The organism is Paenibacillus xylanexedens (genome assembly GCF_007676705.1).
GTDB lineage: Bacteria > Bacillota > Bacilli > Paenibacillales > Paenibacillaceae > Paenibacillus > Paenibacillus xylanexedens_C.
Genome location: NZ_VEBF01000001.1, coordinates 1,761,844 through 1,787,146, shown reverse-complemented (window position 1 = coordinate 1,787,146; position 25,303 = coordinate 1,761,844). Strand labels below are relative to the sequence as shown.

Annotated in this window: 26 protein-coding genes; all 26 read left to right on the top strand. The window is 47.6% G+C overall.

The window, feature by feature from the left end:
* The first annotated feature begins 24 nt into the window (after positions 1-24).
* The 26 genes from FS628_RS08125 (at position 25) to FS628_RS08005 (ending at position 25,295) form a co-directional block, all read left to right on the top strand.
* Positions 25-1,764: a hypothetical protein gene (locus tag FS628_RS08125; RefSeq protein WP_145320662.1), complete on the top strand. Its 1,740-nt coding sequence runs from the start codon at positions 25-27 to the stop codon at positions 1,762-1,764.
* A 54-nt stretch (positions 1,765-1,818) separates the two neighbouring features.
* Positions 1,819-2,448 carry a LysM peptidoglycan-binding domain-containing protein gene (locus FS628_RS08120; RefSeq protein ID WP_145321471.1) on the top strand — a complete coding sequence of 210 codons (630 nt, stop codon included), beginning with the start codon at positions 1,819-1,821 and terminating at the stop codon, positions 2,446-2,448.
* Entirely contained in the window at positions 2,445-3,431 is a 987-nt protein-coding gene (locus FS628_RS08115) for an XkdQ/YqbQ family protein (protein WP_145320660.1), read from the top strand. The genes FS628_RS08120 and FS628_RS08115 overlap by 4 nt, the downstream gene beginning before the upstream one ends.
* Positions 3,424-3,834, top strand: coding sequence for a hypothetical protein (locus FS628_RS08110; protein WP_145320658.1), 411 nt, complete (start codon positions 3,424-3,426; stop codon positions 3,832-3,834). Before FS628_RS08115 ends, FS628_RS08110 begins: the two co-directional genes overlap by 8 nt.
* The gene (locus FS628_RS08105; protein ID WP_145320656.1) at positions 3,827-4,282 is read left to right on the top strand and encodes a DUF2634 domain-containing protein; all 456 of its coding nucleotides are present in this window, start codon (positions 3,827-3,829) and stop codon (positions 4,280-4,282) included. Before FS628_RS08110 ends, FS628_RS08105 begins: the two co-directional genes overlap by 8 nt.
* Before the next feature lie 4 nt (positions 4,283-4,286).
* On the top strand, positions 4,287-5,426 hold the full coding sequence (locus tag FS628_RS08100; protein ID WP_145320654.1) for a baseplate J/gp47 family protein: 1,140 nt from the start codon (positions 4,287-4,289) through the stop codon (positions 5,424-5,426).
* A gap of 137 nt (positions 5,427-5,563) precedes the next feature.
* Positions 5,564-6,154 (top strand): YmfQ family protein, encoded by a 591-nt coding sequence (locus FS628_RS08095; protein WP_047841942.1) that lies wholly within the window; start codon positions 5,564-5,566, stop codon positions 6,152-6,154.
* The gene (locus FS628_RS08090; protein WP_145320652.1) at positions 6,154-7,314 is read left to right on the top strand and encodes a tail fiber protein; all 1,161 of its coding nucleotides are present in this window, start codon (positions 6,154-6,156) and stop codon (positions 7,312-7,314) included. The genes FS628_RS08095 and FS628_RS08090 overlap by 1 nt, the downstream gene beginning before the upstream one ends.
* Positions 7,315-7,378: 64 nt before the next feature.
* Positions 7,379-7,810, top strand: a complete 432-nt coding sequence (locus tag FS628_RS33100; RefSeq protein ID WP_186327742.1) for a phage tail terminator family protein — start codon at positions 7,379-7,381, stop codon at positions 7,808-7,810.
* Positions 7,811-8,049: 239 nt separating this feature from the next.
* Positions 8,050-8,259, top strand: a complete 210-nt coding sequence (locus tag FS628_RS08080) for a hypothetical protein (RefSeq protein ID WP_145320649.1) — start codon at positions 8,050-8,052, stop codon at positions 8,257-8,259.
* Entirely contained in the window at positions 8,259-9,575 is a 1,317-nt protein-coding gene (locus FS628_RS08075) for a phage tail sheath family protein (RefSeq protein ID WP_145320647.1), read from the top strand. Before FS628_RS08080 ends, FS628_RS08075 begins: the two co-directional genes overlap by 1 nt.
* Position 9,576: 1 nt before the next feature.
* The gene (locus FS628_RS08070; RefSeq protein ID WP_145320645.1) at positions 9,577-10,035 is read left to right on the top strand and encodes a phage tail tube protein; all 459 of its coding nucleotides are present in this window, start codon (positions 9,577-9,579) and stop codon (positions 10,033-10,035) included.
* Between the two features lie 168 nt (positions 10,036-10,203).
* Complete coding sequence (locus tag FS628_RS08065) at positions 10,204-10,626, top strand: phage tail assembly chaperone (RefSeq protein ID WP_111620520.1); 423 nt, start codon at positions 10,204-10,206, stop codon at positions 10,624-10,626.
* 50 nt (positions 10,627-10,676) lie between these two features.
* Positions 10,677-10,805, top strand: coding sequence for a hypothetical protein (locus FS628_RS32580; protein ID WP_258166368.1), 129 nt, complete (start codon positions 10,677-10,679; stop codon positions 10,803-10,805).
* A gap of 52 nt (positions 10,806-10,857) precedes the next feature.
* The gene (locus FS628_RS08060) at positions 10,858-12,813 is read left to right on the top strand and encodes a hypothetical protein (protein ID WP_222125197.1); all 1,956 of its coding nucleotides are present in this window, start codon (positions 10,858-10,860) and stop codon (positions 12,811-12,813) included.
* Entirely contained in the window at positions 12,814-13,509 is a 696-nt protein-coding gene (locus tag FS628_RS08055) for a LysM peptidoglycan-binding domain-containing protein (protein WP_145320641.1), read from the top strand.
* A 13-nt stretch (positions 13,510-13,522) separates the two neighbouring features.
* Complete coding sequence (locus tag FS628_RS08050) at positions 13,523-14,533, top strand: XkdQ/YqbQ family protein (protein ID WP_145320639.1); 1,011 nt, start codon at positions 13,523-13,525, stop codon at positions 14,531-14,533.
* A 6-nt stretch (positions 14,534-14,539) separates the two neighbouring features.
* The gene (locus FS628_RS08045) at positions 14,540-14,797 is read left to right on the top strand and encodes a DUF2577 family protein (protein ID WP_145320637.1); all 258 of its coding nucleotides are present in this window, start codon (positions 14,540-14,542) and stop codon (positions 14,795-14,797) included.
* The gene (locus tag FS628_RS08040) at positions 14,794-15,207 is read left to right on the top strand and encodes a DUF2634 domain-containing protein (protein ID WP_145320635.1); all 414 of its coding nucleotides are present in this window, start codon (positions 14,794-14,796) and stop codon (positions 15,205-15,207) included. Before FS628_RS08045 ends, FS628_RS08040 begins: the two co-directional genes overlap by 4 nt.
* Positions 15,200-16,258 (top strand): baseplate J/gp47 family protein, encoded by a 1,059-nt coding sequence (locus tag FS628_RS08035; RefSeq protein WP_145320633.1) that lies wholly within the window; start codon positions 15,200-15,202, stop codon positions 16,256-16,258. Before FS628_RS08040 ends, FS628_RS08035 begins: the two co-directional genes overlap by 8 nt.
* Positions 16,255-16,800 carry a putative phage tail protein gene (locus FS628_RS08030; RefSeq protein ID WP_145320631.1) on the top strand — a complete coding sequence of 182 codons (546 nt, stop codon included), beginning with the start codon at positions 16,255-16,257 and terminating at the stop codon, positions 16,798-16,800. Before FS628_RS08035 ends, FS628_RS08030 begins: the two co-directional genes overlap by 4 nt.
* Positions 16,801-19,983: a pyocin knob domain-containing protein gene (locus FS628_RS08025; RefSeq protein WP_145320623.1), complete on the top strand. Its 3,183-nt coding sequence runs from the start codon at positions 16,801-16,803 to the stop codon at positions 19,981-19,983. It begins immediately after the preceding gene.
* Positions 19,984-20,017: 34 nt separating this feature from the next.
* On the top strand, positions 20,018-20,515 hold the full coding sequence (locus tag FS628_RS08020) for a phage holin family protein (RefSeq protein WP_145320622.1): 498 nt from the start codon (positions 20,018-20,020) through the stop codon (positions 20,513-20,515).
* A 132-nt stretch (positions 20,516-20,647) separates the two neighbouring features.
* Positions 20,648-21,553, top strand: coding sequence for a glycoside hydrolase family 25 protein (locus tag FS628_RS08015; RefSeq protein WP_145320620.1), 906 nt, complete (start codon positions 20,648-20,650; stop codon positions 21,551-21,553).
* 921 nt (positions 21,554-22,474) lie between these two features.
* Positions 22,475-24,121 carry an ABC transporter substrate-binding protein gene (locus FS628_RS08010; protein WP_145321469.1) on the top strand — a complete coding sequence of 549 codons (1,647 nt, stop codon included), beginning with the start codon at positions 22,475-22,477 and terminating at the stop codon, positions 24,119-24,121.
* A gap of 169 nt (positions 24,122-24,290) precedes the next feature.
* On the top strand, positions 24,291-25,295 hold the full coding sequence (locus FS628_RS08005) for an ABC transporter permease (protein WP_017690144.1): 1,005 nt from the start codon (positions 24,291-24,293) through the stop codon (positions 25,293-25,295).
* Positions 25,296-25,303 lie beyond the last annotated feature (8 nt).

Here is a 25,303-nt window from a genome sequence, read left to right as displayed (position 1 = left end):
CAAAATAGGGCAGGAGGTGAAAAAATGGCAGAAATGATTGTAGGTTTGTCCAAATCCAATGCGGAAATGCGGACAACCCTTCGATACCTGGATCAGATCCAACGCTCAACCGAACGTCTGGGCAGAGTTCGTTATCAGAGTCTGATCAAGGTGAACAATGAACTGAGAACGACTGGACGCAGGTTGGAGCATATTTATAGTATGGCTGTGCGAATAAGCAGGCTGCGAATTACACCGACGATTGGGTTGATTGATAAGCTGAGTCCGGCACTGGATCGCGCATGGGTTAAACTGAATAGATTCAGGGACCAGATGGTTACGGCTTCGGGAACAGTATCCCTTGAGGTTCGACAGAAGATCGAAGTGGAGATGGGCAAAGGAGGAGCTTCGGGTCCTACTATGGCTGTCATGATCCAGAACAACAAAAACATTACTAACAATGCGAAGGAAGAAGAACCAAAAAAATGGTGGGAAAACATCCTTGCAGGAGTTCAAGCATTCAATGATTTGAAGGATGCAGCCTTTAATGTAGTAGATATTTTTAATAAATTTAAAAAGAAAAAAGAAGAAAGTCCTGCATCTGATCCAACCAGAAGTCCAGCATCCAAATGCTGCTGTTGCACAGGTGGAAAGATGGGCAAAAACCGCAGAGTGCGTTCACCGAATGCAGATGGCGGTGGCTCAGATCGTGGCAGACGAAATTATCGAAGTGGTAGAAGGTCAAGTAACCGTTCGAATCGAGGCCCATCTCCAGTACCCAATCCTGTACCTGATACTCCAACTCCTCCGCCCGATCGCAACCGTAATAGGGGAGGAGGAAGAAGAATACGAGGAAGCGGTCGTTTAGGATTTGCGGATGGTGGATTGGGATCTTTAACCGACATGCTGGCTGGTAATGGATTGATGGATAATTTAAGTGGTGGCTTTGCCAAAGGAGCCAAAAGGTTGCTCGGACCCATCAGCATGCTTGCTGATGTGGCGAATGTAGCGACAGCACCTCCGGAAGAACGTGGCCGAGCTGTGGGTTCGATGATTGGCGGCACAGCAGGTACTGCGATTGGTAGCGCCATCGGTAGCGTTCTTTTGCCTGGCATCGGGACATGGGTAGGTGGTGCAGTAGGTGGTTGGGCCGGAAGTGAAGCAGGCGGTTGGATTGGAGACAAAGCGAAGGATATTGGAAACTTTATGTCTAGTGCTACCGAAGGTGTAGGTGATGCATTGTCGGGTGCAGCGGATTACGTCTCTGAGAAAACAAAAAATATCACCGATGGTATATCCAGCTTCTTTGGATTTGGTTCCAAAAAAGAAGAGAAGACGGTCTCGGCAGCAACGGTGACTGCACCGTCTCCAGTTGCAACAGGCCCGCAGATGGCACCTGCCTATATGCCACCGGCACTGACCATGACAGGCCCAGCCGCATATATGAACAGCAAGGTCGGCCAGCCTACCTCTGCTGGATTCACGGGAACAAGCATGATGCAGAACCAAGCAATGGCACTTGGTAACGGTGCGCAGACGAATGGAAAGTCGTCTACAATGACGGTACAAATATCCGAAGAACAGATGAGCAGTCTGTCCGGATACTTGAAGGATTTCAAAACCGAAACTACCAATCAGATTGCAATAAATATTCCACCAGGTGCGGTGCAGGTGACTGTGCGCGAAAATGCGATTGATTACGATGCTTTCACCAAGCAGGTCGGACAACGGATTACGGGCGAGTTCCGCCGTGCGATGGAAAACCGAAAAACGATTATGGCCTAAGCAGAAAGGAGGCCGTGTATGTCTGTACTTAAAGATGAAGTAGGTCCTAACAAAATGACATTTACGCTGAAGGATGGCGGCACTTCATTTCAATTCCCGGTGAACCCGGAAGAGGTGAGTATTTCTAGGTCCAAAGGGTATGAAACGATTAATATGCTGGAGCATGGCGAGTTTGATTTTGCGCAAGGGGAGAAGGTGAAGGAGATCACCTTCTCTTCTTTTTTCCCCAAAGAGTATGATGCCTTCTATTGCATGTACGAAGATTTGCCTGATCCGCGTGTGGCGATGAATGTCCTGAACACGTTTCTGATCTCCAAAAAGCCACTGCGTTTCATCATTTCAGGGACGGGCGTGAACGTGCCTGTTTTTATTGTTTCGCTTAATTCCAGCTTTCGTGGGGGGGAGACAGGAGATATTTACTTCGACATTACCCTGCGCACATGGCGGGATTCCAAGGTGGAGAAGGTGGGCTCTGCGGCATCCGGGAGCAAGTCAGGTTCGCGTACGGATTTGAAAAAGAGCAGCAAGACCTACACCGTCAAATCTGGCGACTCCCTGTCCAAAATAGCAAAGCTGGAGCTGGGCAGTAGTTCCAAATGGAACGAGATCTACAAGCTCAACGCAAAGATCATCGGCAGTGATCCGAACCGGATCAAACCCGGACAAAAGCTGGTGATGCCATGACCTACAAGGTCATTGTCGACGACAAATATGACATCACCAAGCTGGTGGAGACGATTACGCTGAAGGATTCGCTCGACCAGATTGCCTATCAGGCGAACATCCGGCTGGCGGTGTCTGCATCTTCCGGTCTGCCTTCGATCTCACCGGGCATGGCAGTGCGGATTAGCGGGGTTCCTTTTGGCGAAAAATCCATGGTTCACTTGTTACATCCTGCGGTCATCTGGGAGGTAGAAAGCTCGAACAGCGGCACCAAGCGGCTGTCCCTCACGGTGTACGACCGGATGATTTATCTGGAAAAATCAGAGGACGAGTTCCTGCTGCCGAAGGATCAGACCGCTACGCAGCGACTTAAAACCTACGCCAAAGAGTGGAAGATTCCATACGCCACGCTGCCGGATACCAAGACAAAACTGGGAAAAGCCGTCTATCGGTCACAGACGATCTTTTCGATGATGTTTGCCGATCTGAAGGAAACGGCGAAGTCCGGCGGGGACATGTACCATCCACGGATGACACCCGGCGGGTTGCAGCTTTTCCAGGTCGGAAGTAATGCGAAGGTGTATGAGCTGGATCGACTGATTGATCTGACTCAGATGCGTACGCTTGAAGGGGCGGTTACCAAAGTTAAAGTGATGGCAGCGTCGGAGTCTACGAGTGGCAAAGAAGTTCCTTCCAAAGTGCTCGCGATTGAGCAGAATGGTGTGGAAGAACTGGGCACATTGCAAAAGCTGATTGAAGATGATCAGGTTAAATCGACAACCGCCGCGAAAAAACTGGCGAAAAGTCATCTGACGGGTATTCAGGAGACCTTTACGATATCCGCACCAGATGTGAATACGATTCGCGCTGGGGATGCAGTTTTGTTAAAAGGACTGAAGCTAATCGTCATGTCGGTAAGCCGTGATCTGTCTGCCGGACCTGGAACGATGACGTTGGAACTGGGGACGGCTGAGATGGTGAAAAGGAGGTATTACCTTGAATAAAGATGATCCATATGGGCATTTTGCCGACGTCATGCGGGGTGCGATGAGTACACATTCCCGTCAGGCCGTGAGCGGTCTGGGAGCAGTACTGGGTACGATGACCTCATCCGGTGTGAAGCTGGATGATTTCAAGCACGAAGTGCAGGATTATCTCGTGGCCGAGTTGCCGGGCACACTTGGACTGCCGGAGCGCGAGGCTGCTGGCGCGATTTCCGGTATACCTGACGTGGCAAACGGCGGAACGACGGGAACGGGACGGTTTCTTTTGCAAGAAGAGGAAGTGGAAGAAGCGGTGTGGTCTCTTGGTAAGGGACTAAAAGCGGGAGATCGCGTACTGGCGATGCGTGTGAATGGCGGTAATGACATTGTGGTGCTGTGTAAGGTGGTGAGTGCGCATGCCTAGTTTGTTCCCGGAAACGGGTGTGGTATGGGGAGATGAGGAGGATCTGTCTGGGGCGGCTTCGGAAGAGGTAAGCTTTGGGCGGAGCTGGCGATTCGATTACGATGCTGGGGATTTTGTAATGACCCCAAGTGGTAAAGTTGCTGCGGCTGGTGGGCATGAAGCTTGGGTGCAGTGGTGCATTAAGGCCGTGAAAACGCCACGTTACAGACATGTGATCTATTCTCGGAACTATGGTTCGGAACTGGAAGATCTGGTGGGGCAGGGTGATAGCCGAGGTGTGATGGAAAGTGAAATTACCCGGATGGTGACGGAGACGTTGCTGGCTGCTCCACGGACGGATTCGGTAGACCAGTTTACGTTTGATTGGAATCGGGAGCAGTGCATGTTCTCATGCCGTGTGGCGAGTGTGCAGGAAGAGATGTTTATTCTGGAAAGTGAGGTGATCTGACGGGATGGCTGAGATTCCGCGTTATTTGGAGGACCAGACGGAGGAACAGATTATGCAGCGGTTGCTGGATCGTCTGCCCGCGGATCTGGATAAGTCGGAGGGTTCGTTTCTGTGGGATGCGGAGGCTCCAGTTGCATTTATGCTGTCTGAGGCGGCATTGTGGGCGCAGGAATTACTTCGGCGAGGGTTTGCAAGTACGGCTGCGAGCAGTGATCCGAATTTTCGTTCGGAAGAGCTGGATCTGCGGGCAGGGGAGCACGGCATCACGCGGCGAGCTGCGGTGGCGGCACAAGGTGCGGTGAGGTTCGTAGGTGCGCCGGGTAAAGTGGTACCTGCTGGAACGGTCGTGGCTACGCTTGCGGATGAAGTATCTGCCGAAGCTTCGCTCGAATATGAGACGGTGGGGCGTGTGGAACTGGATGCAGATGGTACCGGGATGGTAGGCGTGCGAGCGCTTGTTGCCGGAAAAGAGAGCAATGTGCCTGCGGGCACGGTAACTGTGCTGTCTACACCTGTAAGTGGCGTAACTTCTGTCACGAACATTGATGTGATCAAAGGCGGTGCAGATATTGAGTCCGATACGGCGCTGCTGGAACGCTTTTATGCCAAAGTCCGCAACCAAGGAACCAGTGGCAACAAGTCGCAATATGTGCAGTGGGCGAGTGAGGTGCCCGGTGTTGGTGCAACGCGTGTTATTCCGTTGTGGCAGGGTCCGGGCACGGTGGGATTGTATCTGCTGGACACGGACAAACGTGCTGCGGGCACCGATCTGGTGGCGGCGGTGCAGAAGTATGTTGATCCAACGCAGGATGGACAGGGTGAAGGTGTTGCTCCGGCGGGCCCAGTGGTGTCTGTGATGCCAGCGGAGGAAGTACCGATGAACATTCAGGTGAAGCTGACGTTGGCAAGTGATGCGACGTTGGCCGATGTACGAGCATTGATCGAACGCGGGGTGACCGCGTATTTGAAACAGCTTGCTTTTGCCGATCCGCTCGTGCGTTACACCCGTATTGCCGCGATCCTGTTGGACATTCCGCCCATTATCGACTATTCGGAGCTTACCGTGAACGGTGTGAGCGACCAGAATATCGAGATGACCGCGAGTCAGGTCGCCGTGCTGGGGACGGTGGAAGTGTATGAGTAGTGTTGGGCAGATGGTGGATGAGGAAGTAGTTTGGGAGTACGGAGACCAAGGAAGATTGGGAGAAGTACGCCGATCCGGGTTGGATCTGGTGAGCGAGACGCTCCATGTTGATGTGAAAGGAAGGGAGGGGACAGGGCATGAGTGCTCCTTCTATTGTAGATGTTGGACTGACGAGTGAGAAAGGGCGGGAGTTGTTCTCGTATTTGCCAAGGTATTATGAGACTTCGCGCGTCATGCAGGCCGATATGCAGGCTAAGGGCACCGAGATGGATCTGCTGTACCAGGCGCTGGATGAGACGTTGGAGCAGTTTTTTGTCCGTACAGCGACGTGGGGGCTTGACTTCTGGGAACAGGAGCTTGGCATTGAGACGGATCGTCTCAAACCTGTGGAGCAGCGGCGTGCCGTGGTGGAATCGAAGCTACGTGGTGCCGGGAAATTCTCCGGCAGGTTGGTTGCAAACGTGGCTGAGGCGTATGCCGGGGGTAAAGTGGATGTAACTTTTCAGCCGGAAGCGTGGAGTTTTACGGTGAGCTTTGTGGATACGATGGGCATCCCGCCCAATATCGATGATCTCAAACGGGCGATTGAAGAACTGAAACCGGCCCACATGGCCGTAGAGTATGAGTATCGCTATCTGGTGTGGGATGATTTGGACAAGAAACAGAAAACATGGGATGAACTGGACGCTGCGTCGTTGACGTGGAATGAACTGGAGGTGTGGGCGTAATGCCACAGGAAACAGATCGACTGAAATTGCCTCTTCCCTTGGGCAACGAGAATGTAACCAGGGAGAGTATTAACGGGATTTTTGAGAAGATTGATGCAGGTGTTGCGACGCAGGCGGATTTGGATGCGCTTCGTGAAGCGGTGAGCAAGATGGATATTCCCGATGCGTCTTTGACGCAGAAAGGGAAGGTGCAGTTGTCGAGCAAGACGGATGGAACGTCCGAGACGGTGGCGGCGACGGAGAAGGCGGTAAATGATGCGAGGGTTGCGGCCGAGACGAATGCCAAGAATGCGAGTCTGCCAAGGTCTGGAGGATCTATAGCAGGTGATGCGGGGGTATTACACCTCGTTGGGTCAACCCATGTTTATCAAGGTTTTTTGCCTGCTGGGGCGAACGCAGGTAGAAAGGGTTACCTGGGATTCGGCACTCCCGGTGGGATCGATTTCACAATCGCGAACGAATATGGTGGTGAATTGGTTTTTAGGGATAAGAATGGGGCTACGACCCTTTCAGATTTAAAGTCATCTGTCAGTAACGGGAAAGCAAGTATTGCTGCCGCCATTACTGACAAAGGAGTAGAAGCATCAGGCAGTGATACGTTTTCTGTTTTATCTAGTAAGATCAAACAGATTTTCAAGGGAGGCTCTACCGCTTGGATAAATGGTCCGTCTATAGTTGGATCTACTCCCTCAACTACAGAAACTACTAAAGTAGTAATCGGGATAATTCCTGGGTTTAAAACAACACTATATTTAAGATCATCTAGTGATACTGCTACTTCAGTAAGAAGTGATGGGGGTGGTGTATCGGGAGGTTATTCTTCAGCTTATATTGTTTTAAGAGATTCTGATGGAAGAACAATTACTCTTGCTTCTGCATCTAGTATGTTTTTGGGGAATCCTAGCTGGTGTTTTGTGAATGCCAACATTCTTGCAATATCGCCAGGGAAGGTTAATGTTAATTCCCTAAGGTATTATCCAAGGTATGATAATTCGAGTAATGTGATTCATTCTTATATACCAAGTAGTACAAGTGTTGATTTTAATACTGAAGGCCCGATAGAAGTTGTAACAATTTTTAATAAAACATTAGCTGGTTATACAGGTGATAAGTATCAGGTGATGTCTGCATCTATATCCTTGAATTATACTTATCAATAAATACTTATTGGTATGTTTATTTACAATCGTTATACTCTGTTTTTCTATTAATAGGAGGTGAACCATGACCGCAAATCATCTAACCACAGCAATTGTGAGCACGCTCACAAAGCACTTCCCTAACAGTCCGATCTACCCTGCAACTGGCAACACAAGCTCCACCCCAGACGCCAAAGGCCTCACATACCGCCTGCTGTCTGCCCAACTTACCCGGGAACGCAGCGATCGCTTCGTACAATCTCACACCTTTGAAATCCGTTGGCTCGAAGCAGACAATATCCCAGTGACCTTAGCGGACGAGCTCTTCGAAGCGCTAGAGACAATCGAAGTAGAGGGCACACTCTACCGCGCAACTGAGCTGCGTTGGGAGACGGAAAACGATATGCCGCGAATGCTGGTGTACTACACCATGCGAACGACCAAAATGTCGGAGCCCGCCAGTACCATGCAACAACTGGAACAGCGACCCACTGCACTTAAAGCTGCTAAAGAATAACTATATAAATTGAACTAACATTTACACGAAAACGGAGAGAACAGAAATAACCTGAAGAAGCGGAGTGTGCGCCTTTATCCCCAGATTTTCCCCTTTAAAAAGGGAATCAAAAAAATCTAGGGATAACAGCGATCGGAAGGTTGTTCTGTCATCGGAGTGGCAAATGTAACTATTCTTTAATTGAACTTAAATAACCAAATGAGGGGATCAGTATGAAAGGAATAGGAGGCGCATTGGCAATGTTTACGAAAAAAGAACCGGATCCTAAAAAAACGGAAACTCAACAGAAAAACAATCAAAAATACAGCAAAGCCCAGTTCGCCGGATCACGGCAACTCAACCGGATCGAGAAAGATATTTTGGCAGCAGTTCTGCTGGAACAACAAACATACACATTGGAAGAAGCACAGCAACACATCCAACAATTCATGAATGGGGAGGCACAATAATGGCTGGAGGAACATGGACGACACAAAACAAGGTACGCCCCGGCGTATATATGAATTTTGCATCAGAGGGCTCATTGCTGGGTACGGTAGGGGAGCGGGGAACGGTGGCTTTGGCGCTTCCATTGTCATGGGGGCAAGCAGGTACAATCCTGACGGTACAAGCAGGTGAAGATGTTCAAGCCAAATTGGGCTATGACTGGACAGCACCGCAATTGCTGCTGATCCGCGAGGCATTGAAACGGGCGCAGACCTTGCTTCTTTACCGACTCAATGTTGGGACCAAAGCCAAGGTAACCTTGGACAAGCTGACAGTGACGGCCCGACACGGCGGCGTACGTGGTAATGATCTGGCTGTTGTAATCTCCACCAATATCAATGATCCAGAACAACTGGACGTTTCCACTTTACTGGCAGGTAAAGAAGTGGACAAACAAACTTCATCCACCATCGAAGCTCTGGAATCCAACGCATACGTCACATTTACTGGTGAAGGTGCACTCACAGCTACAGCGTCACTTCCACTAACAGGTGGATTGGATGGTACAGCAACTAACCAAGAGCATGCTGATTTCCTGACCAAGCTGGAAGTACTGGATTTTAACACGGTCGGTCTGATTTCAGACGATGCCACACTCAAGTCAGTCTACACAGCTTACATCAAGCGCTTGCGTGATACCGAGGGCAAGAAGGTGCAACTGGTTCTGTCCGATTATCCGGCTGCAGATCATGAAGGCATTATCAGTGTCAAAAATGGTGTTGTGCTCGCAGACGGTACCGTTCTTACGCCGAAACAAACCGTAGCATGGACTGCCGGTGCAACAGCGGGAGCTAACCTAAATGAATCCCTGACGTTCCGCGCCTATGACGATGCTGTGGATGTGAACGGACGACTGACACATAGCGAGACAGAAGCGGCATTGCGTAATGGCGAGTTTGTATTCACGGCGAGCAGCAACCGCGCGGTGGTGGAGCAGGATGTAAATACGTTCCGTTCGGTGACACCGGATAAGGCACGTCATTTTGCCAAAAACCGTGTTGTCCGTGTTCTCGATGGCATTGCTAATGATATGAAACGGATTTTCGAGTCCTATTACATCGGCAAAGTGAACAACAACGAAGATGGGCGCAGCCTGTTCCGTTCCCAATGTGTCACTTATCTGAAGCAGCTTCAGGATATTGGGGCGATTCAAAATTTTGATTCCAAAACAGATATCACTGTTGCTCCAGGCAATGAAACCGACAGCATTCTGATCGAGATTCAGGTCCAACCAGTAGATTCCGTTGAAAAAGTATATATGAAAGTGAAGGTGGTTTAAGATGGCATTTTTGAAAGCAAGTGACACAATCTCCGGCCAGGAAGGCCGCGCATACGCAACGATTAACGGACAGACGGAAGAAATGTTCTATGTGAAGACGCTGGAAGCAACGGTGGAGAAACAAAAAGCAGAGGTAAAAACGTTGGGCCGTCGCGGCGTACAGCATAAAGCAACCGGTTGGTCCGGTTCGGGTTCCATGACAATCTTCTATACCACATCCCGTTTCCGCGAGCTGATGCTCCAGTACATGCAAAATGGTGTGGACACGTACTTCGACATTGAAGTGACCAACGAAGATCCTTCGTCCACGATTGGCAAACAGACCGTGACCCTCAAAGGCGTCAACCTCGACAGTGTGATCATGGCATCCCTGGATACCGAATCCGAGGCGTTGGAGGAAGAAGTGAGCTTTACCTTTGAAGATGTCGATATGCCTGTATCGTTCAATCTGCCGAAGTAATGTAGCGTGGAAGACATAATGATCGAGATATAAAGAGTTTAAATTAGCAATGGGTTTGTAAAAGAAACCTGTTCAACTTGCCTGTGTTACGGGCTATTTGGCTTGTCAAAATTCTGCTCTTCGCCGCTTCTTGCGGCGGGGAGCCTAACTTTAGAGGAGGAACAATACATGAGTGGATTGAGTATGTTTTTTGCCCAAAATGCAGCAACAGATACAACGGAGGAGTTTATCGTATCCCCCCGATTCAAAGATGAGAAAGGCGAGCCCGTTGCTTGGAAACTGCGCAGCATGACCGAGGACGAAAACCAGGAATGCCGCAAAGCGGCTACCCGCAAAATTAAGGGTAAGAACGGTGTCTACACACCCGACATTGATGCGAATGATTACATGGCTCGCCTGATGAGCGCAAGTGTAGTATTTCCCGATTTGAAAAACGCAGAACTCCAGCGTTCATATGGCGTGATGGGGGCGGAATCGCTTTTGCGGAAAATGCTGTTGCCTGGGGAATTTGCTTCGCTTGGCGAACAAGTCCAGAAGCTGAACGGTTTCAATCAGGATATGAACGAACTGGTGGATGACGTAAAAAACTAATTAAAGAGGGCGATTCCGAAGCCAATCTGGCTTATTACGCTCTCCATGAATTGAACATATTGCCGCATGAGCTAATGGCCTTCTCCATGCGAGAACGAGCGGCCATCTATGCGATGATCTCCATCCGGGTAGAGGAAGAGAAGAAAGAACGGTCCAAGAGCCGTGCCCGGAAGAAATAAAAAGGAAAGGAGGGAGAAATGAATGTATGCCATGTTTGCAAGACTGTATATCATGTCAAATAATATGGTTCAGCAATTTCAAAATCTGCCTACCGTAATCAATTCGGTATTCAACCCTGGAAATCTGAGCCGAATTCAGTTGGCAGGCAACTTACTCCAAGGTGTGTCAGAAGAACAGGCTAAGGTAAATGCTGCCTTTACAGAAGGTGCCCAGCGAGTGCGAGCCTGGATCAGCGTGATCAAGTCAGCAGGACAAGCTGTTCTCGTACCAGCTGCGCAGGAAGAGGATTTGAAGCAGCGATATATAGCTGCTACTGGTGAGGATGCTCAGGGTGAGACGATCTTTAATCGCTACCGTGCGGAAGCTTTCAAGAGTGGACAGAATGTTACGGATGCTTTGAAAGGTACACTATCTCTCATCCCGTATGCACAGAATACGGACCAAGTTGATCAACTGAGGGATATGGCTAAGCGGTTGAGCATGCTATCTCCAGATGGAAAAAACATGTCAGATGCATCGAGTGCCTTGGTCGCTGCCATGAACGGAGACAATGGTCAGCTTGCCAAGTCTTTTAACATTCCTGCTGAAGCTCTAAGCGGAGCAGGTCTGCAACAAACCATTGATTCATCCAATCTGGATGGATTTATCCAAAAGTTGGATGTCATATTGCAAAAGCAAGGCTATACCCAACATGCTTTTGACACCATGCTGGATTCACCGTTACAGAAGTGGAATGCACTGGTGAATCAGTTTAATGGGGTTCTCGGTCAGATTGGACAGGCAGCCCTCATTGCCTTAACACCTTTACTGGATCGATTAAATGAAGCCTTTGCAAATGGGGAGTTCACGGTCATTATTGAGTGGATTAGAAATGCGTTTACGGTTGCGGCAAACGCGTTGACGATGCTGGTAAACGGTATTTTATACATTGCAGCCGTGATTCAGCAGAACTGGGATATCATTCAGCCTATCCTGATGGCATTGGCGATTGTTGTACTGGCACTGGTTATCGCACAAGTCTATAGTCTCGTTGCCGCCTGGTTATTACTAAATTGGCCAATCCTGCTCGCCATTGCTGCAATTGCAGCAGTTATTGGAATTTTGAACATGATGGGAATGTCAGGTACAGAGATTTTGGGAGTCATCATAGGTTCATTTATGATGCTTGGAGAAATCGTACGAGTAGTAGTGGCCACGGTATGGAATGTATTTGCTTCATTAGCGGATTTCTTAATTAATTTCTTTACTAATGCAGTGTATGCAGTCCAAAAGTTGTTCTACGATCTAGGGATGTTTATTTTGCAGACCCTATACAATGTGATGTTAGGTATAGAGGATTTTCTTAATAGAGCTGTAAGTGCAATAGCAAGTGTTGCCTCCTTTATCAATGACACATTTGGTACGAACTTGACCGTGATGTCCGAATCAGATATCACCATTGGTAGCAAAACCATTAAGGGATGGATGGACACTTTAGAATCATGGGAGCCGCAAAGTGATACAAATTCATTCAAGTCGATGAGAATGGATGGACAGTACAATGCCAATGCGTATGGGAAAGGACCGGAGATGGCAGAGAAATTGCTTTCCGGTTTTTCAACGGGGGCAAAAGCAGATTCCAAAGATAAAGATTTACCAGGTAAATTTGGCAAAGACTTCACACCCGAAATACCCAAAACCCCTTCAATGCCATCGATGCCAACTGCACCTGCTCCCACCGTTGTTCCCAATAGCAACATGAGTAACATCAACAAAATCAACAATATCGGACAGGTGGACAAGATCGGTGACGTGGACGGCACAGTGGATGTGACGAGCGAGGATCTAAAATTGATGCGTGAGCTTGCAGAGATGCAGGCGATTCAGCGATTTGTCAGCCTGACGCCAACCGTTCAGGTCACCACGGGTGATATTAACAGTGGACATGACGTGGACAGCATCATCAGCAAAATCACCGATGGACTGAACAGTCAGATCGTTTCCAGTGCCCAGGGGGTGTATGGATAAGTGGAATATTATATTCAACTAAGCTTCAATAACCGCTCCGAATACATGTTTTTCCCGGTGACACCAGAGAGCATTGAATTCTCGGATTCGGGAGACGGCAGTACGTTTAACGTTAGTGCTTTGGGTGAGATTAACGTTATTAAGTCGCCGAAGCTGCGTGAAGTCAGTTTCAGCGGGATTTTTCCGGCAGACTACAGCCCGTATCATCTGAACTACGATGCAAGACATCCGGCAATTCAGAAGCAGTTTTACCGTGATCCCTATGAATATGTGAAAAAGATTATCCGTTGGATGCAGACGGGCAGACCCGTCAGACTGTTCTTTTCCAGTGCAAGGTACACCATTAATATGGCGGTTTCCATTGAGAGCTTCGACTGGAAGGAGACAGCGGGTACGGTGGGGGATATCCAGTATGATATCAAGCTGAAGCAGTTCATTTTCTATGCCGCCAAAAAAGTAGTGCCACTCAAGGACAGCAAGGATACGGCTGCTTCAAAAACAAAAACCAAAGCCTCTCGGCCCAATGAAAAAATCCAGCCAAAGATTGTCACACTCAAAGCCGGAGACTCCTTGTGGTCTGTAGCTAAAGCCCATCTGGGAGATGGATCTCGCTGGAAAGAGCTGCAGAAGCTAAATAGCATCAAAGATGCACAACTGAAGAAGCTGCCGATTGGACTTGTGATCAAGCTTCCGTGAAAGGAGAGGGAATATGCAAGAGCAGATCAGGCTGGATGATAAGCTGGCAAACATGAAGGAACGGGTATTACTGGATGACAAGCAGGGCAACATCTGGGACATTAGCGAAATTGCCGGTGACATTACGTACAAAACCTCCCGTATCGGCAAGCCTTCCTCTCTGGAATTCACGTTGATCAAGGGCAGTCTGTACCAGAATAAGAAATTCACATATGAGAATGGATATGTCGTGAAATATATCAGCAACGAGGTAGGCATATTTTACGGATATATCTTCTCGGTGGATAGCGGCAAGGACGAAAGTGTCAAAATCAAAGCCTACGACCAGACTCGTTATCTGACCGCGAATCAGACGTACAAGTTCGTTAACGCAACCGCTACGGATGTGATCAAACGAATTGCTACTGACTTTCAGTTGAAGGTGGGCGAGCTGATCCAGCCGAAATATGTTATTCCGCGTATGTTATTTGATAACAAAAAGCTGATCGACATGATCTGTGAGGCGTTGGATCGAACACTGATTTATGGCGGTAAAAACTACATCTTCTACGATGATTTCGGCAAGCTTGTGCTTCGGGATGTGGAAGAGATGCCTTACGGCTTTGTCATTGGGGATAACAGTCTGCTCACGGATTACAGCTATACGCGGTCGATTGACGACCAGACGTATAACAAGATCAAGCTGTATCGGGATAACAAGGATACTGGAAAAAGAGAAACATATGTTCATCAGGATTCAGGCAGCATCCGTCAATGGGGGCTGCTTTTTTTGTACCAAAAAGCGGATGACGGCCTGAATGAAGGCCAGATTGATGCCATGCTGAAGACCCTGATGACCCTTCGTAATCGAGAGACGCAGACGTTGAAAGTGGATGCGCTTGGCGATTTCAAGGTGAGGGCAGGCAGTTATGTCAACATTCAGATCGATGAACTCAAGATTAATCAATATTTTCTGGTAGACGAATGCACGCATAAGGTACAGGGGGGCGTGCATACGATGTCGCTGGATTTGAAGGTGGTGTAACGATAAATGATGCTGGACGTGATTAAAAAGGCAGCGGTGGCCGCTGTAGATGCCAAGTCTCCCGTTCAGATAATGTACGGAAGCGTGACAAACACCCAGCCTCTGGAGATCACCGTTGAACAACGGCTGGCGTTGGCTGAGCCTTTTCTGGTACTGCCGGAATCTGTAGCGAACAAAGCTTGGACCGTGGGAGACCATGTCTTGTTGTTACGTGTGCAGGGCGGAGACAGCTTTGTCGTGCTGGATCGGCTGGTGAATCCATGATTCCACAGGGTGCGCAGATTAGCGCAGAAGATCAGGAAGAAGCTGCTGTGCTTCCAAGTCTGACGTATGTGTTTCAAGCTTCAGGACAGCGAATTGGAAGACTGCAACTGGATGGAAAAGATGCGGTAAAACAGGCGGTGTATAAAACGTTGTCTACACGCCGCTACGAGCATCTAATCTATTCCTCGGATTACGGCATGGAATGGTCCTGGGAAGGAATGGCCGGGAGATCCATGGTTGAATCTGAACTGGAACGCTGGATTCGCGAAGCGTTGCTTCCAGATGATCGCATTTCGGATGTAACCGAGTTCGAGTTTGTCCACGAGGCTGACGGGGTACGTGTTTCTTTTACCGTGGAAACGGATTTTGGCAGCTTCAGGGAAGAGACGGAGGTGAACATGAATGTATGATGAGCAGACGTTTGAAGTCATTTTAAACCGAATGCTGGACAGAGTGCCGGATGGTGTGGATAAACGTGAAGGCAGCATTATCTATGATGCGCTTGCGCCAGCGGCAGTGGAAATGGCTCAGATGTATATCGAGCTGGATGTGAACGCCAATCTGAAGTTTGCAGATACAGCTTCTGGAGAGTATCTGGATCGCGCGGTGGCTTGGTCTGGCATTAGTCGGAAAGCGGCCACGAAGGCACGTTGGGTTGGGAGTTTTCGGGATAACGAAGGTAAGCCTGTTGAAGTTCCTTTGGATAGTCGTTTTTCAACGGGGGATCGGGTATATGTTGTTGTGGAACGCATCGCGGCAGGGCGATATGTGTTGGAATGTGAGGTCGCGGGAGCGGAAGGAAATGAATATACGGGGGCGCTGCTGCCCATCGATTATATTGCTGGCCTAACGACAGCTGAATTGACAAATTTGCTGGTTCCTGGCGAAGACGAAGAAACGGATCAGGCCTTGGTTGACCGCTATCAGGACAAAGTTTCCCGTCCGGTTACGAGTGCCAACAAATATCAGTATGAGCTATGGGCACGGGAAAACTCCGGTGTGGGCAAAGCGAAGGCTTTTCCACTGTGGGACGGTCCCGGTACAGTTAAAGTGGCATTGCTGAATAATGAAATGCAAACACCTGCTGAGGCGGTCATTGAGGCTGTACAGGAGTTTATCGATCCAACTCAGGATGGAATGGGTGAGGGTGCTGCTCCAATCGGGCCCGTGGTCACAGTGGTGGGGGCGGAAGAGGTACCTATTGATGTGGAGGTACAGGTCACGCTTTCTTCCGGTTCAACGTACGAGGGCGTGAAAACACTGATTGAAACGGGAGTTACGGCGTATCTGAAAGAACTGGCTTTTGCCGATCCGTTAGTTCGTTGGACACGTATTGCCAATGTCATTCTGGATATTCCGCCCGTGATCGATTATAGCGATCTGCTGGTGAATGGTGGTATGTCCAATCTGGAGATCGCCCCCGGCGCAGTAGCCGTTCTCGGGACGGTGAAGGTGACATGAGTAAAGCAGAGGTATTAATGACTCTTTTGCCCCCGTTGTATGAAAATGTGCTGGAGATGCAGCTTCTTACGGAGACCGAAGGTGTTGAGCTGGACAAGCTTACGGTGGGTTTGGAAAGTGCGTTGGACCAATTCTACCCGGAGTCTGCGACCTGGGCATTGGAACGTTATGAGCGGGATTTACAGATTCCGACGAATCAAGCTAAGCCAGAGGACCAGCGGAGATCCGTGATTATTTCCAAAATGCGTGGGAGTGGTAAAGTCTCCGGTTCCATGCTCAAGAATGTGGCGCAGGCCTATGAAAGTGGCGGGATTGATGTATCGGTTGAGCCGAGCGAATACCGGATTATGATCCGTTTTGTGGATACTTATGGCCTGCCACCCAATTTGCACGATCTCAAGGCTGCGATTGAAGATATCAAACCGGCACATATGACTGTGGAATACCGTCTGCGGTATTTGACGATTGTGGAGGTCGAAAGCATGACGCTGGATGAGATTGAACAGACTCGGCAGGATAAATTTGCAGGAGGTGGAGCTTAAATGAATGAACCGAAAACACCGAATTTGGGATTGAATAAGATTGACCGTTCCTCGCCATCGACGACCTATTTTGATCTGGATAAGTATCTGGATCAGAACTGGGAGAAGGTTGATGAGGGTGTGGGGCAAGTCGAAGAAAAGGCTGAGGAAACCGCGGCACAGGTGAGTAGTATTCAAGAGCGGCTGGATACAGAGAAGCGTAGATCTGTGACGTTGGAACCGGGATTACAGATTGTTAATGCTGAACGTGCCTCGGCGTTTAAGTTGGAAGGGATAAAGGGACGCACGCTTGTGAATTTGTTGGGGCGTGATGGTGGGTGTGAGAATACAAGTAGCTGGTTTACAACTGTTGGAGTATTGGCTGAATTGGATTCGTCGCACAAAACACAAGGTAGTCAAAGCATTAAAATTTCATTGAAGGGAGGAAGTACTGGGGGAAGTTTATACAAACAGTTAGGACAAACCCTGTCTAACAGTAAAAACTACCTTGCAATTGCAGATTTGAAAAGAGGCACATCTACGAGTGTAGCTCTATCTCTGTGGAACGGTACGGCAAACGTTTCAGGAACGGTAGTTACAGCGGATAAATTCTCAACTGCTATTCTGTTGATTCCTGCATCTAGTTTGGGTACAGTGACTAATAATTTGCAAATTTCTATAGTGGGAAGTGAAATAGCTCAATTTAGCCATGTTGATGCTGTACGTTTGTATGAAATCACCAGTTCAGAGTTAACGTCACTTTCCAATATGACAACGGAGCGAATTGCAGTGAAATATCCTTATGTAGATAACATTCAGCCTGTTCGAAATCCTTATGTTATAAGGTATGGAGAGAATTTATTGCCTCCCTTTCATGAATGGACACCTACAGGAAGTGCAAAGGCAACATCGTGGTACAAAGTAACGATAACGTCAACTACGAACGATGTTGCGGCACTTTCGTATGACGCTCATGTTATTCCAAACAATTATTATACATTAAGCATTGATCAAAACGATGCCACAATATCTGTTACTGGCGGCACGGATGGAGCGATCATAGTAGCTAATACTTCGGCTACTTCGGTAACATTTAATAGTGGAAACAGAAAGATTGTTCGTGTATATGTATCAAATTATGCAGCAGGACAAGGTACCCCAGGTATCGGTGATTTTGTGTTTAAAAATCCAATGCTCTCGCTTGGAAAAACGACCAAACGATTTGAACCTCGCGAAGATGCAGTGCTTGCTCTGCAAACGGATCTATACGCTAATCCAATAACCGGAACGAATGTTGAAGAATTGTACGAGAAAGATGGCCAGTATTTCAAACTGACGAAGTGGAACAAAGTTTCGTTGGATGGAACACTACCCTGGATTCCTGATTCTAGTGGATCTGGGTATAAAACAGTGACTCTTTCATATGACAATTTTGTAGCCGGCAATACTGGTCTATTTCCTTACACAGTAAAATATGATGGTTCCTTACTTAAAACATGGGCGCCTGTCATAGATAATGCTGATTATGCTTGGCTCAGAGAAGGAGGATCGAATCTTTATATAACAGTATCTAATTCAGACAGCGGTTGGGGAGACTCATATACGCCAACAGTTGACGATATTAAGGCTTATTTTATGGGTTGGCGAATGCGTAATTGGAACGATTTAATGCCATATAATGGTTCAGGAGAGAAAGCGTGGGGGACCGTAGTAAGTGGAGGCGCTGCACATTGGACAGCAATACTGCCAACGACAGAGGCAGTAGATTATAAAAACCCATACCAACTCATATACCAGCTTGCAACACCAACTATTGAACCGATCACGTCAGAGGGTCAATTGACGTTTATTGAGGGAGATAATTTGGTAGAAGTAGGTACGGGAATGATAATTAGAGAGAATGTTAAACCAGTATATACTTCTGATGTGCATAAATCATATAACATTAATAACTATAATTTGTCAGCCAAATTAAATAGTAAGGTTAAAAAAATACTGTCCGTTTATAAAAATGATGTCAGAGATTACTGGGATATAATACGATTTAATCCGGAGTCAGAAGTTTATGGGTTAGAGTTAGCTTCCTTACCAGCCTCTCAATATGATCCATCGGCTTATTATAGTGTAACATATCAGGTTCAGGATCAATTTTCACCAATATCGATTAACGGAACGATAGGAGTGAGTGAGAAATCTATTATAGAACAATTTATAAACGATTCTTCCAATATTTCGAGGCAGCTATCTGTAATGGAAAGCAAAAATAAAGAAATGGAATTTCAGCAGTATGCTGACAAAAACTATCTCAAAAAATCATCTAGCATTAATGAAAATGAAGATCTAAATAACTTGGTATTTGAGGGAGAATTTTATTGTCAACTTAGTCTAACTGCTGAAACACTTAAAAATTGTCCTGTTAGAGTGGCATTCAGTCTTAAAGTTAGTAAAAATGGAACGCAAAATAAAGAGTCAACTCCAGGGGTAACACAAACTTTAATTACATTTCTTCCAGTAGGATTTACGACATGGCAGCGAAATCTTTATGATACTTGGGGAGCGTGGGTCAAAGTTCCATCAAGAGAGGAATTTGAGAGTTTAAAGTCCTCTGTCAGTGATGGGAAATCGGCTATCGCTGCCGCCATTACTGGCAAGGGGGTAGCGGCATCAGGCAGCGATACATTTAGTCAATTAACAAATAAGATAAAGCAGATAGAAATATCAAATGCTAATATGACCCAAGTAAATCTAAAAAAATCTTATACTAGTGGAAGAAATGCTGAGGATTTCATTATAGGAACAATTCCACAAAAATCGGTTTATTTTCAGTTTTCTTCAAATTGGACCAATACTACCTATTTTACACTTAGTGTTTCTGGGTCTGCATACACTGACGGTGTATTCTTTGCTTTGAAAGATAGGTTGGGTATTACTGCTCAGATAGGCCCTAAAGTAGATTATTTTAATTACTCTGCAATGTACTTGATTTCTACAATTACTTGGGATTTAAGGACTCTTCAAGGATACTACAGTGGTAAAAATACTACCAACCTCGGACAAGGGGAAGATATTAGAGCTAGTTTCACTATTCCTGCTAATTTTGATCGTGAAGGTCCAATTAACTTCATAATAGTTCCTAAGTTGAATGGGCAGCAAAGTGTCGACTGTTACTTAGGGGCGCAGGGAACCTTTATCACGGCAAACTAACTAGCTAAAAATCTTTCAAAAAGGAGGTGAAACTATGGAACGATGGGACACCCTATGGAAATGGGGGATTGCGCTCATGAGCAGCTCAGCAACCTACTTCTTCGGTGGCTGGTCAGGCGTGCTCGGCGTACTACTCGTATTCGTCATCCTCGATTACCTAACCGGCATCGCGGCTGCGGGTATGAGTGGCAAGTTAGAGAGTAATGTCGGCATGTTCGGCATCGCCAGAAAGGTGTTTATATTTGCGATGGTATCGGTGGCTCATCTGGTGGACGGTGTTCTGGGAGACGGACATTTGTTCAGGGATGCGGTCGCCTTTTTTTATATCGCAAATGAGTTGTTGTCCATTATCGAAAATGGGGGCAAGTTGGGTGCACCTATCCCGCCAGTGATTCGGCAAGCTATTGAAGTGCTCAAGGGCAAAGGGGGAACCGGGGAACTCCCCGGTAACTTCTCTCCAAGTGCCAAAGACTCTTTTTCACAGGCAGATCAGGATGACATAGATTCACAGGCTGGAGATAGTAAGAAGTAATGCGACTATAGCAAGCTAGCACTTGAAACTACACAAACTCAACACATCAGGGACACGCACACAAGCAACTCTTAATCCAACCGCATTAACTATATACAAACGGCAATTTGCCGCATAAAGGGTGTGAGAAACATGCAAACGAGAAGTCCGGGCAACACACAGGGCATTGACGTCTCCCGATACCAGGGCAATATTGACTGGGCAAAGGTGAAGGCAAGTGGTATGACATTTGTGTTCATTAAAGCAACGGAGGGACAGACATATACCGATCCCAATTATCAGAAGAATGTAACTGGCGCACTAGCGGCAGGCATGCTGGTCGGAACGTACCATTTCTTCCGCGCGACATCCACCGATGGTGCCAAGGCAGAAGCGGCGCATTATGCCAACACACTTAACAAAGTTGGAGGAACTAAAGCGCTACAACTGCCACCCGTTATGGATTACGAGAACAACCCTGGCAACCTGAGCAAAGCGCAGATGAATACGGTTGCTAAAGCTTTTTTAACCGAATTACAACGTCTGACAGGTGTAAAACCGATCATATACACGGGCAATTCATTTGCCGGGAATTTTGACTCATCACTTAGCTCATACGATCTGTGGATCGCGCGTTACAGCAACACCCGTGTACCGGACGACCAGCCGGCATGGAAGCGTTGGACGTTCTGGCAGTATACGGATTCGGGCAAGGTGAATGGCATTAGCGGCAACGTGGATATGAATGAATTCGAGGGAACAGCGGCACAGCTCAGAGCAAGATACGCAGCAGCCAATCCGAATCCACCAACCGAACCACCGAAAGGGGGCGAACCGATGACAGCCGAAGAGAAAGCAGCGTTTGATGCGCTTAAATCCCAGGTCGATAAACTGCAGGCACGTCAGCAGATGGAAGTTCCAGTATGGGCGAAAGCAGCTGTGGATGCAGCACTAGCATATGACACCAAAAATCCATTGTTCAGCATCGATAATGGGGCGAGTTATGATTTTTACCGTTTTATTACCGTGATGCATCGCAGAGGTTTGTTTAAAAAGTGAGTTGATTCTTCGCAAATGACAATTTGATCTTATCTGAATGTGGAGTGAGTGAAGAAGGGACACGGGACGCTTTTTGTCGAACTGTGTTCCTTTTTATGGTTTGTGTAAGTAATATTAACACATATAATAAAGTTGCAGACTTATGTCTGTAAATCTCTTGTCTAATTGATTAATGTGATGTAAAGTAAGTTACACGAAATTGTTTTTCACTACGGTTTATAACCAAAATCCTCCTCATCATGACAAAACCATAACATAAGAAGTTATTGTAATGTCTCCCTGTTGTACAATCCAATATTTCAAGTTGACTCGCTCATACGTTTTACACATCCAATCTGCAAGAGAAAAAGCCACCGTATTCAACAACTTACACGATCTAAACAACCTAGCTTATGTTGAGTTTCTTTCATCCGTATTGCGAACGAACGATAACGATACCTAATCCGGTCTCCACACTCCATGCTCAAGACGACACGCTTAAGGAACAGGCTTTATAGCGTAGCCAGCGGTGTAGTTCCCACACCCATGGGTATTATCAATCTACCGACTTAAACTTGCTTTTACCAGTCCGTACCCATTCGCAGTTGCTTATTGACCTAAGTTCAAATAAAACGAAACAATCAAACACAGCAATCTCATAGGTTTATCTCACAAGATGCTTTGTCGAACCTTTTTTATTTTGTTTATAAAGTGATCAATTCACATCCTCACCTATGTACATCATCTAACATTCACATCTATCCATGCTGTTTTTACATTTCATATACATGCCGTACTTTTCCCAGAACCTTAATACAGGTATCGCAGGCATCTAAAGCCTTTTATATGATACAGAGCACCAAACCGATTGCCAACATTGGAGATCTTTCATGCCAGCATCACACACATTATGAGACAGGGAAGGGTGTTGTACGTATGCGAATGAGAAAAAAATGGATGTCCGGTGTTCTAACCATGGCCTTGAGTACCGTATTGGTGTTGTCCGGTTGCTCCAGTAACGAGAGTGGAGAGGCTACGCCTGCTCCGGCGGAAGGAACCGATCCTCCAACCGAAACAGTAGCGCAGGATACGATGATTATGGGGCGTGGTGGGGATTCCGTTGCGCTCGACCCGGCGATTGTGACAGATGGGGAGTCGCTGAAGATTGGACATCAGGTGTTTGATTCGTTGCTGGACTATAAGGAAGGTGGAACAGAGGTCGTTCCTGGACTAGCAGAGAGCTGGGAGATTTCGGCGGATGGACTCAAGTATATTTTTAAGCTGAAGTCGGGTGTGAAATTCCATGATGGAACTGACTTCAACGCGGAGGCTGTCGTGTTCAACTTCAATCGCTGGGGCGATCCGGCGAGTGAATATAAATTTGAAGGAGATTCCTTCGATTATTACGATTCCATGTTTGGCCCAGAGGACGGACGTGTGATTAAGGAAGTGAAGGCGACGGACGAGACTACGGTGGAGTTCACATTGAACCAGCCACAAGCGCCTTTCCTGCAAAATATTGCGATGACGCCATTTGGCATTGCCAGCCCAACCGCGATCCAGGAGAAAAAAGAAAACTTCAAGAGCGAGCCTGTGGGCACCGGCCCATTTGTATTCAAAGAGTGGAAGCGTAACGACTCCATCACCCTGGAGAAAAACGCAGATTATTGGAAAGAAGGACTGCCGAAGCTGAACAAAGTGATCGTGCGTTCGATTCCGGATAATACCGCTCGCTTCAATGCCCTGCAAAACGGTGAGATTGATGTCATGGAAGACCTGAACCCGGACGATCTGTCCATCCTTGAAGGCAACAGCGAGTTGCAGAAGATCGAGCGACCACCCTTCAACGTGGCGTATATCGGCTTTAACTTCAAGAAGAAACCATTTGATAATGTCAAAGTCAGACAAGCCCTCAACCATGCGGTGAACAAGCAGGCCCTTATCGATGCGTTCTTTGCTGGACAAGCTGAGCCTGCCGTGAACCCGATGCCGCCAACGCTGTGGGGGTACAACGATACCATTGAGGATTATCCATATGATCTGGAAAAAGCAAAAGCTTTACTGGCCGAAGCTGGCTTCCCTGACGGATTGCCTGATCCGGTAACCTTCTATGCAATGCCGGTATCCCGCCCGTATATGCCGGATGGCAAGAAGGTAGCGGAAGCAATCCAGGCTGATTTTGAGAAAATTGGTGTGACCACAAACATCGAATCCCCAGAGTGGGCGACGTATCTGGATGATGCCAAAGCCGGGGAGAAAGACGATATCTACATGCTCGGCTGGACGGGGGACAACGGGGACCCGGATAACTTCCTCTACACGTTGCTGGACAAAGACGCCATTCCGGGTAACAACCGCAGCTTCTATGTCAACGAAGAATTGCATGTGCTGTTGACGGATGCGCAGAAAGAAACAGATCAGGAGAAACGTGCCGAGCTGTACAAACAAGCGCAGGTGATTATCAAGGAAGACGCACCATGGATTCCACTCGTGCACACCACGCCAATTCTGGCGGGTAAATCGAACCTGAAAGGTTTCGTACCATCCCCGCTGGGCAGCGAATCCTATGCCGGTGCCTACTTTGAGTAACGTATAGGCAAGCTGAATCTTCTTCTAACGCATTAACTTTTCTTTCTATTAAAGCGCTGGTGAGACGCAATGCTTGGCAGAACCCACATCCGGACGTAACTATCCAAAGCATGCGTTTCTGCCGGCGCTTTTTATTTTTGCACGATATGTCGAAGGCAGGTGAACAGGATTGAACAGCTATATTGTCAAACGTGTGCTTGTGTTGCTGCCCGTGCTGCTGGGCATGACCCTGATCGTCTTTTCCATCATCCATGCGATTCCGGGTGACCCGGCTGAGACCATACTTGGGCAAAAGGCAACCGAACAATCCAAGCAGGCCCTTCGTGACCAGCTCGGACTGGATAAACCCTGGTTCCAGCAATATTTCGCCTACTTGGGCGATTTGCTCAAAGGTGACCTGGGAACATCCATCCGCACCAAGGTGCCTATTGCCCAGGAAATTGTGCCTTATCTGACAGCAACCCTTGAATTAACGATGGCGAGTATGTTGTTTGCTGTCATTATTGGGGTGAATGCCGGAATTGTCAGTGCATGGAAGCACAACTCCTGGTTTGATTATTGCTGCATGGTTATTGCTTTGGTGGGTGTATCCATGCCAATCTTCTGGCTCGGTCTGATGGAGCAATGGTTGTTCGCGAACAAGTTACAGTGGCTGCCATCCATTGGACGAATGAATGCACGTGATCCAGTGGAAGCCATTACGGGCTTGTATGTGCTGGATACGATGATTGCCGGACAATGGAATCAGTTGTGGACCGTAACGAAACATTTGATTCTGCCAAGTGTTGCACTGGGAACGATTCCGATGGCCGTTATTGCCCGGATGACCCGTTCCAGCATGCTGGAAGTGATGAGTTCCGATTACATTCGTACAGCGAAGGCGAAGGGACTGGGTCCGTTTTTTGTCGTATATGGACATGCCCTCAAAAATGCGTTTATTCCCGTGCTCACCGTGATCGGTATCCAGACCGGATCATTACTCGGGGGTGCGGTATTGACCGAAACGATCTTCGCGTGGCCGGGCGTGGGACGCTATATATATGAAGCGATTAGTTCACGGGACTATCCGGTGATCCAGAGTGGCATTCTGATCGTGGCGTTCTTTTTCGTGGTGATCAACCTGATTGTGGACCTGCTCTACGCCGTGTTTGATCCTCGTATCAGCTATAAATAGGGGATTTA

Coding starts and splice junctions, on each gene's coding strand:
- FS628_RS08125 (WP_145320662.1), top strand. CDS start 25: ATGGCAGAAATGATTGTAGGTTTGTCCAAATCCAATGCGGAAATGCGG.
- FS628_RS08120 (WP_145321471.1), top strand. CDS start 1,819: ATGACATTTACGCTGAAGGATGGCGGCACTTCATTTCAATTCCCGGTG.
- FS628_RS08115 (WP_145320660.1), top strand. CDS start 2,445: ATGACCTACAAGGTCATTGTCGACGACAAATATGACATCACCAAGCTG.
- FS628_RS08105 (WP_145320656.1), top strand. CDS start 3,827: ATGCCTAGTTTGTTCCCGGAAACGGGTGTGGTATGGGGAGATGAGGAG.
- FS628_RS08100 (WP_145320654.1), top strand. CDS start 4,287: ATGGCTGAGATTCCGCGTTATTTGGAGGACCAGACGGAGGAACAGATT.
- FS628_RS08095 (WP_047841942.1), top strand. CDS start 5,564: ATGAGTGCTCCTTCTATTGTAGATGTTGGACTGACGAGTGAGAAAGGG.
- FS628_RS08090 (WP_145320652.1), top strand. CDS start 6,154: ATGCCACAGGAAACAGATCGACTGAAATTGCCTCTTCCCTTGGGCAAC.
- FS628_RS33100 (WP_186327742.1), top strand. CDS start 7,379: ATGACCGCAAATCATCTAACCACAGCAATTGTGAGCACGCTCACAAAG.
- FS628_RS08080 (WP_145320649.1), top strand. CDS start 8,050: ATGTTTACGAAAAAAGAACCGGATCCTAAAAAAACGGAAACTCAACAG.
- FS628_RS08075 (WP_145320647.1), top strand. CDS start 8,259: ATGGCTGGAGGAACATGGACGACACAAAACAAGGTACGCCCCGGCGTA.
- FS628_RS08070 (WP_145320645.1), top strand. CDS start 9,577: ATGGCATTTTTGAAAGCAAGTGACACAATCTCCGGCCAGGAAGGCCGC.
- FS628_RS08065 (WP_111620520.1), top strand. CDS start 10,204: ATGAGTGGATTGAGTATGTTTTTTGCCCAAAATGCAGCAACAGATACA.
- FS628_RS08060 (WP_222125197.1), top strand. CDS start 10,858: ATGTCAAATAATATGGTTCAGCAATTTCAAAATCTGCCTACCGTAATC.
- FS628_RS08050 (WP_145320639.1), top strand. CDS start 13,523: ATGCAAGAGCAGATCAGGCTGGATGATAAGCTGGCAAACATGAAGGAA.
- FS628_RS08045 (WP_145320637.1), top strand. CDS start 14,540: ATGATGCTGGACGTGATTAAAAAGGCAGCGGTGGCCGCTGTAGATGCC.
- FS628_RS08040 (WP_145320635.1), top strand. CDS start 14,794: ATGATTCCACAGGGTGCGCAGATTAGCGCAGAAGATCAGGAAGAAGCT.
- FS628_RS08035 (WP_145320633.1), top strand. CDS start 15,200: ATGTATGATGAGCAGACGTTTGAAGTCATTTTAAACCGAATGCTGGAC.
- FS628_RS08030 (WP_145320631.1), top strand. CDS start 16,255: ATGAGTAAAGCAGAGGTATTAATGACTCTTTTGCCCCCGTTGTATGAA.
- FS628_RS08025 (WP_145320623.1), top strand. CDS start 16,801: ATGAATGAACCGAAAACACCGAATTTGGGATTGAATAAGATTGACCGT.
- FS628_RS08020 (WP_145320622.1), top strand. CDS start 20,018: ATGGAACGATGGGACACCCTATGGAAATGGGGGATTGCGCTCATGAGC.
- FS628_RS08015 (WP_145320620.1), top strand. CDS start 20,648: ATGCAAACGAGAAGTCCGGGCAACACACAGGGCATTGACGTCTCCCGA.
- FS628_RS08010 (WP_145321469.1), top strand. CDS start 22,475: ATGAGAAAAAAATGGATGTCCGGTGTTCTAACCATGGCCTTGAGTACC.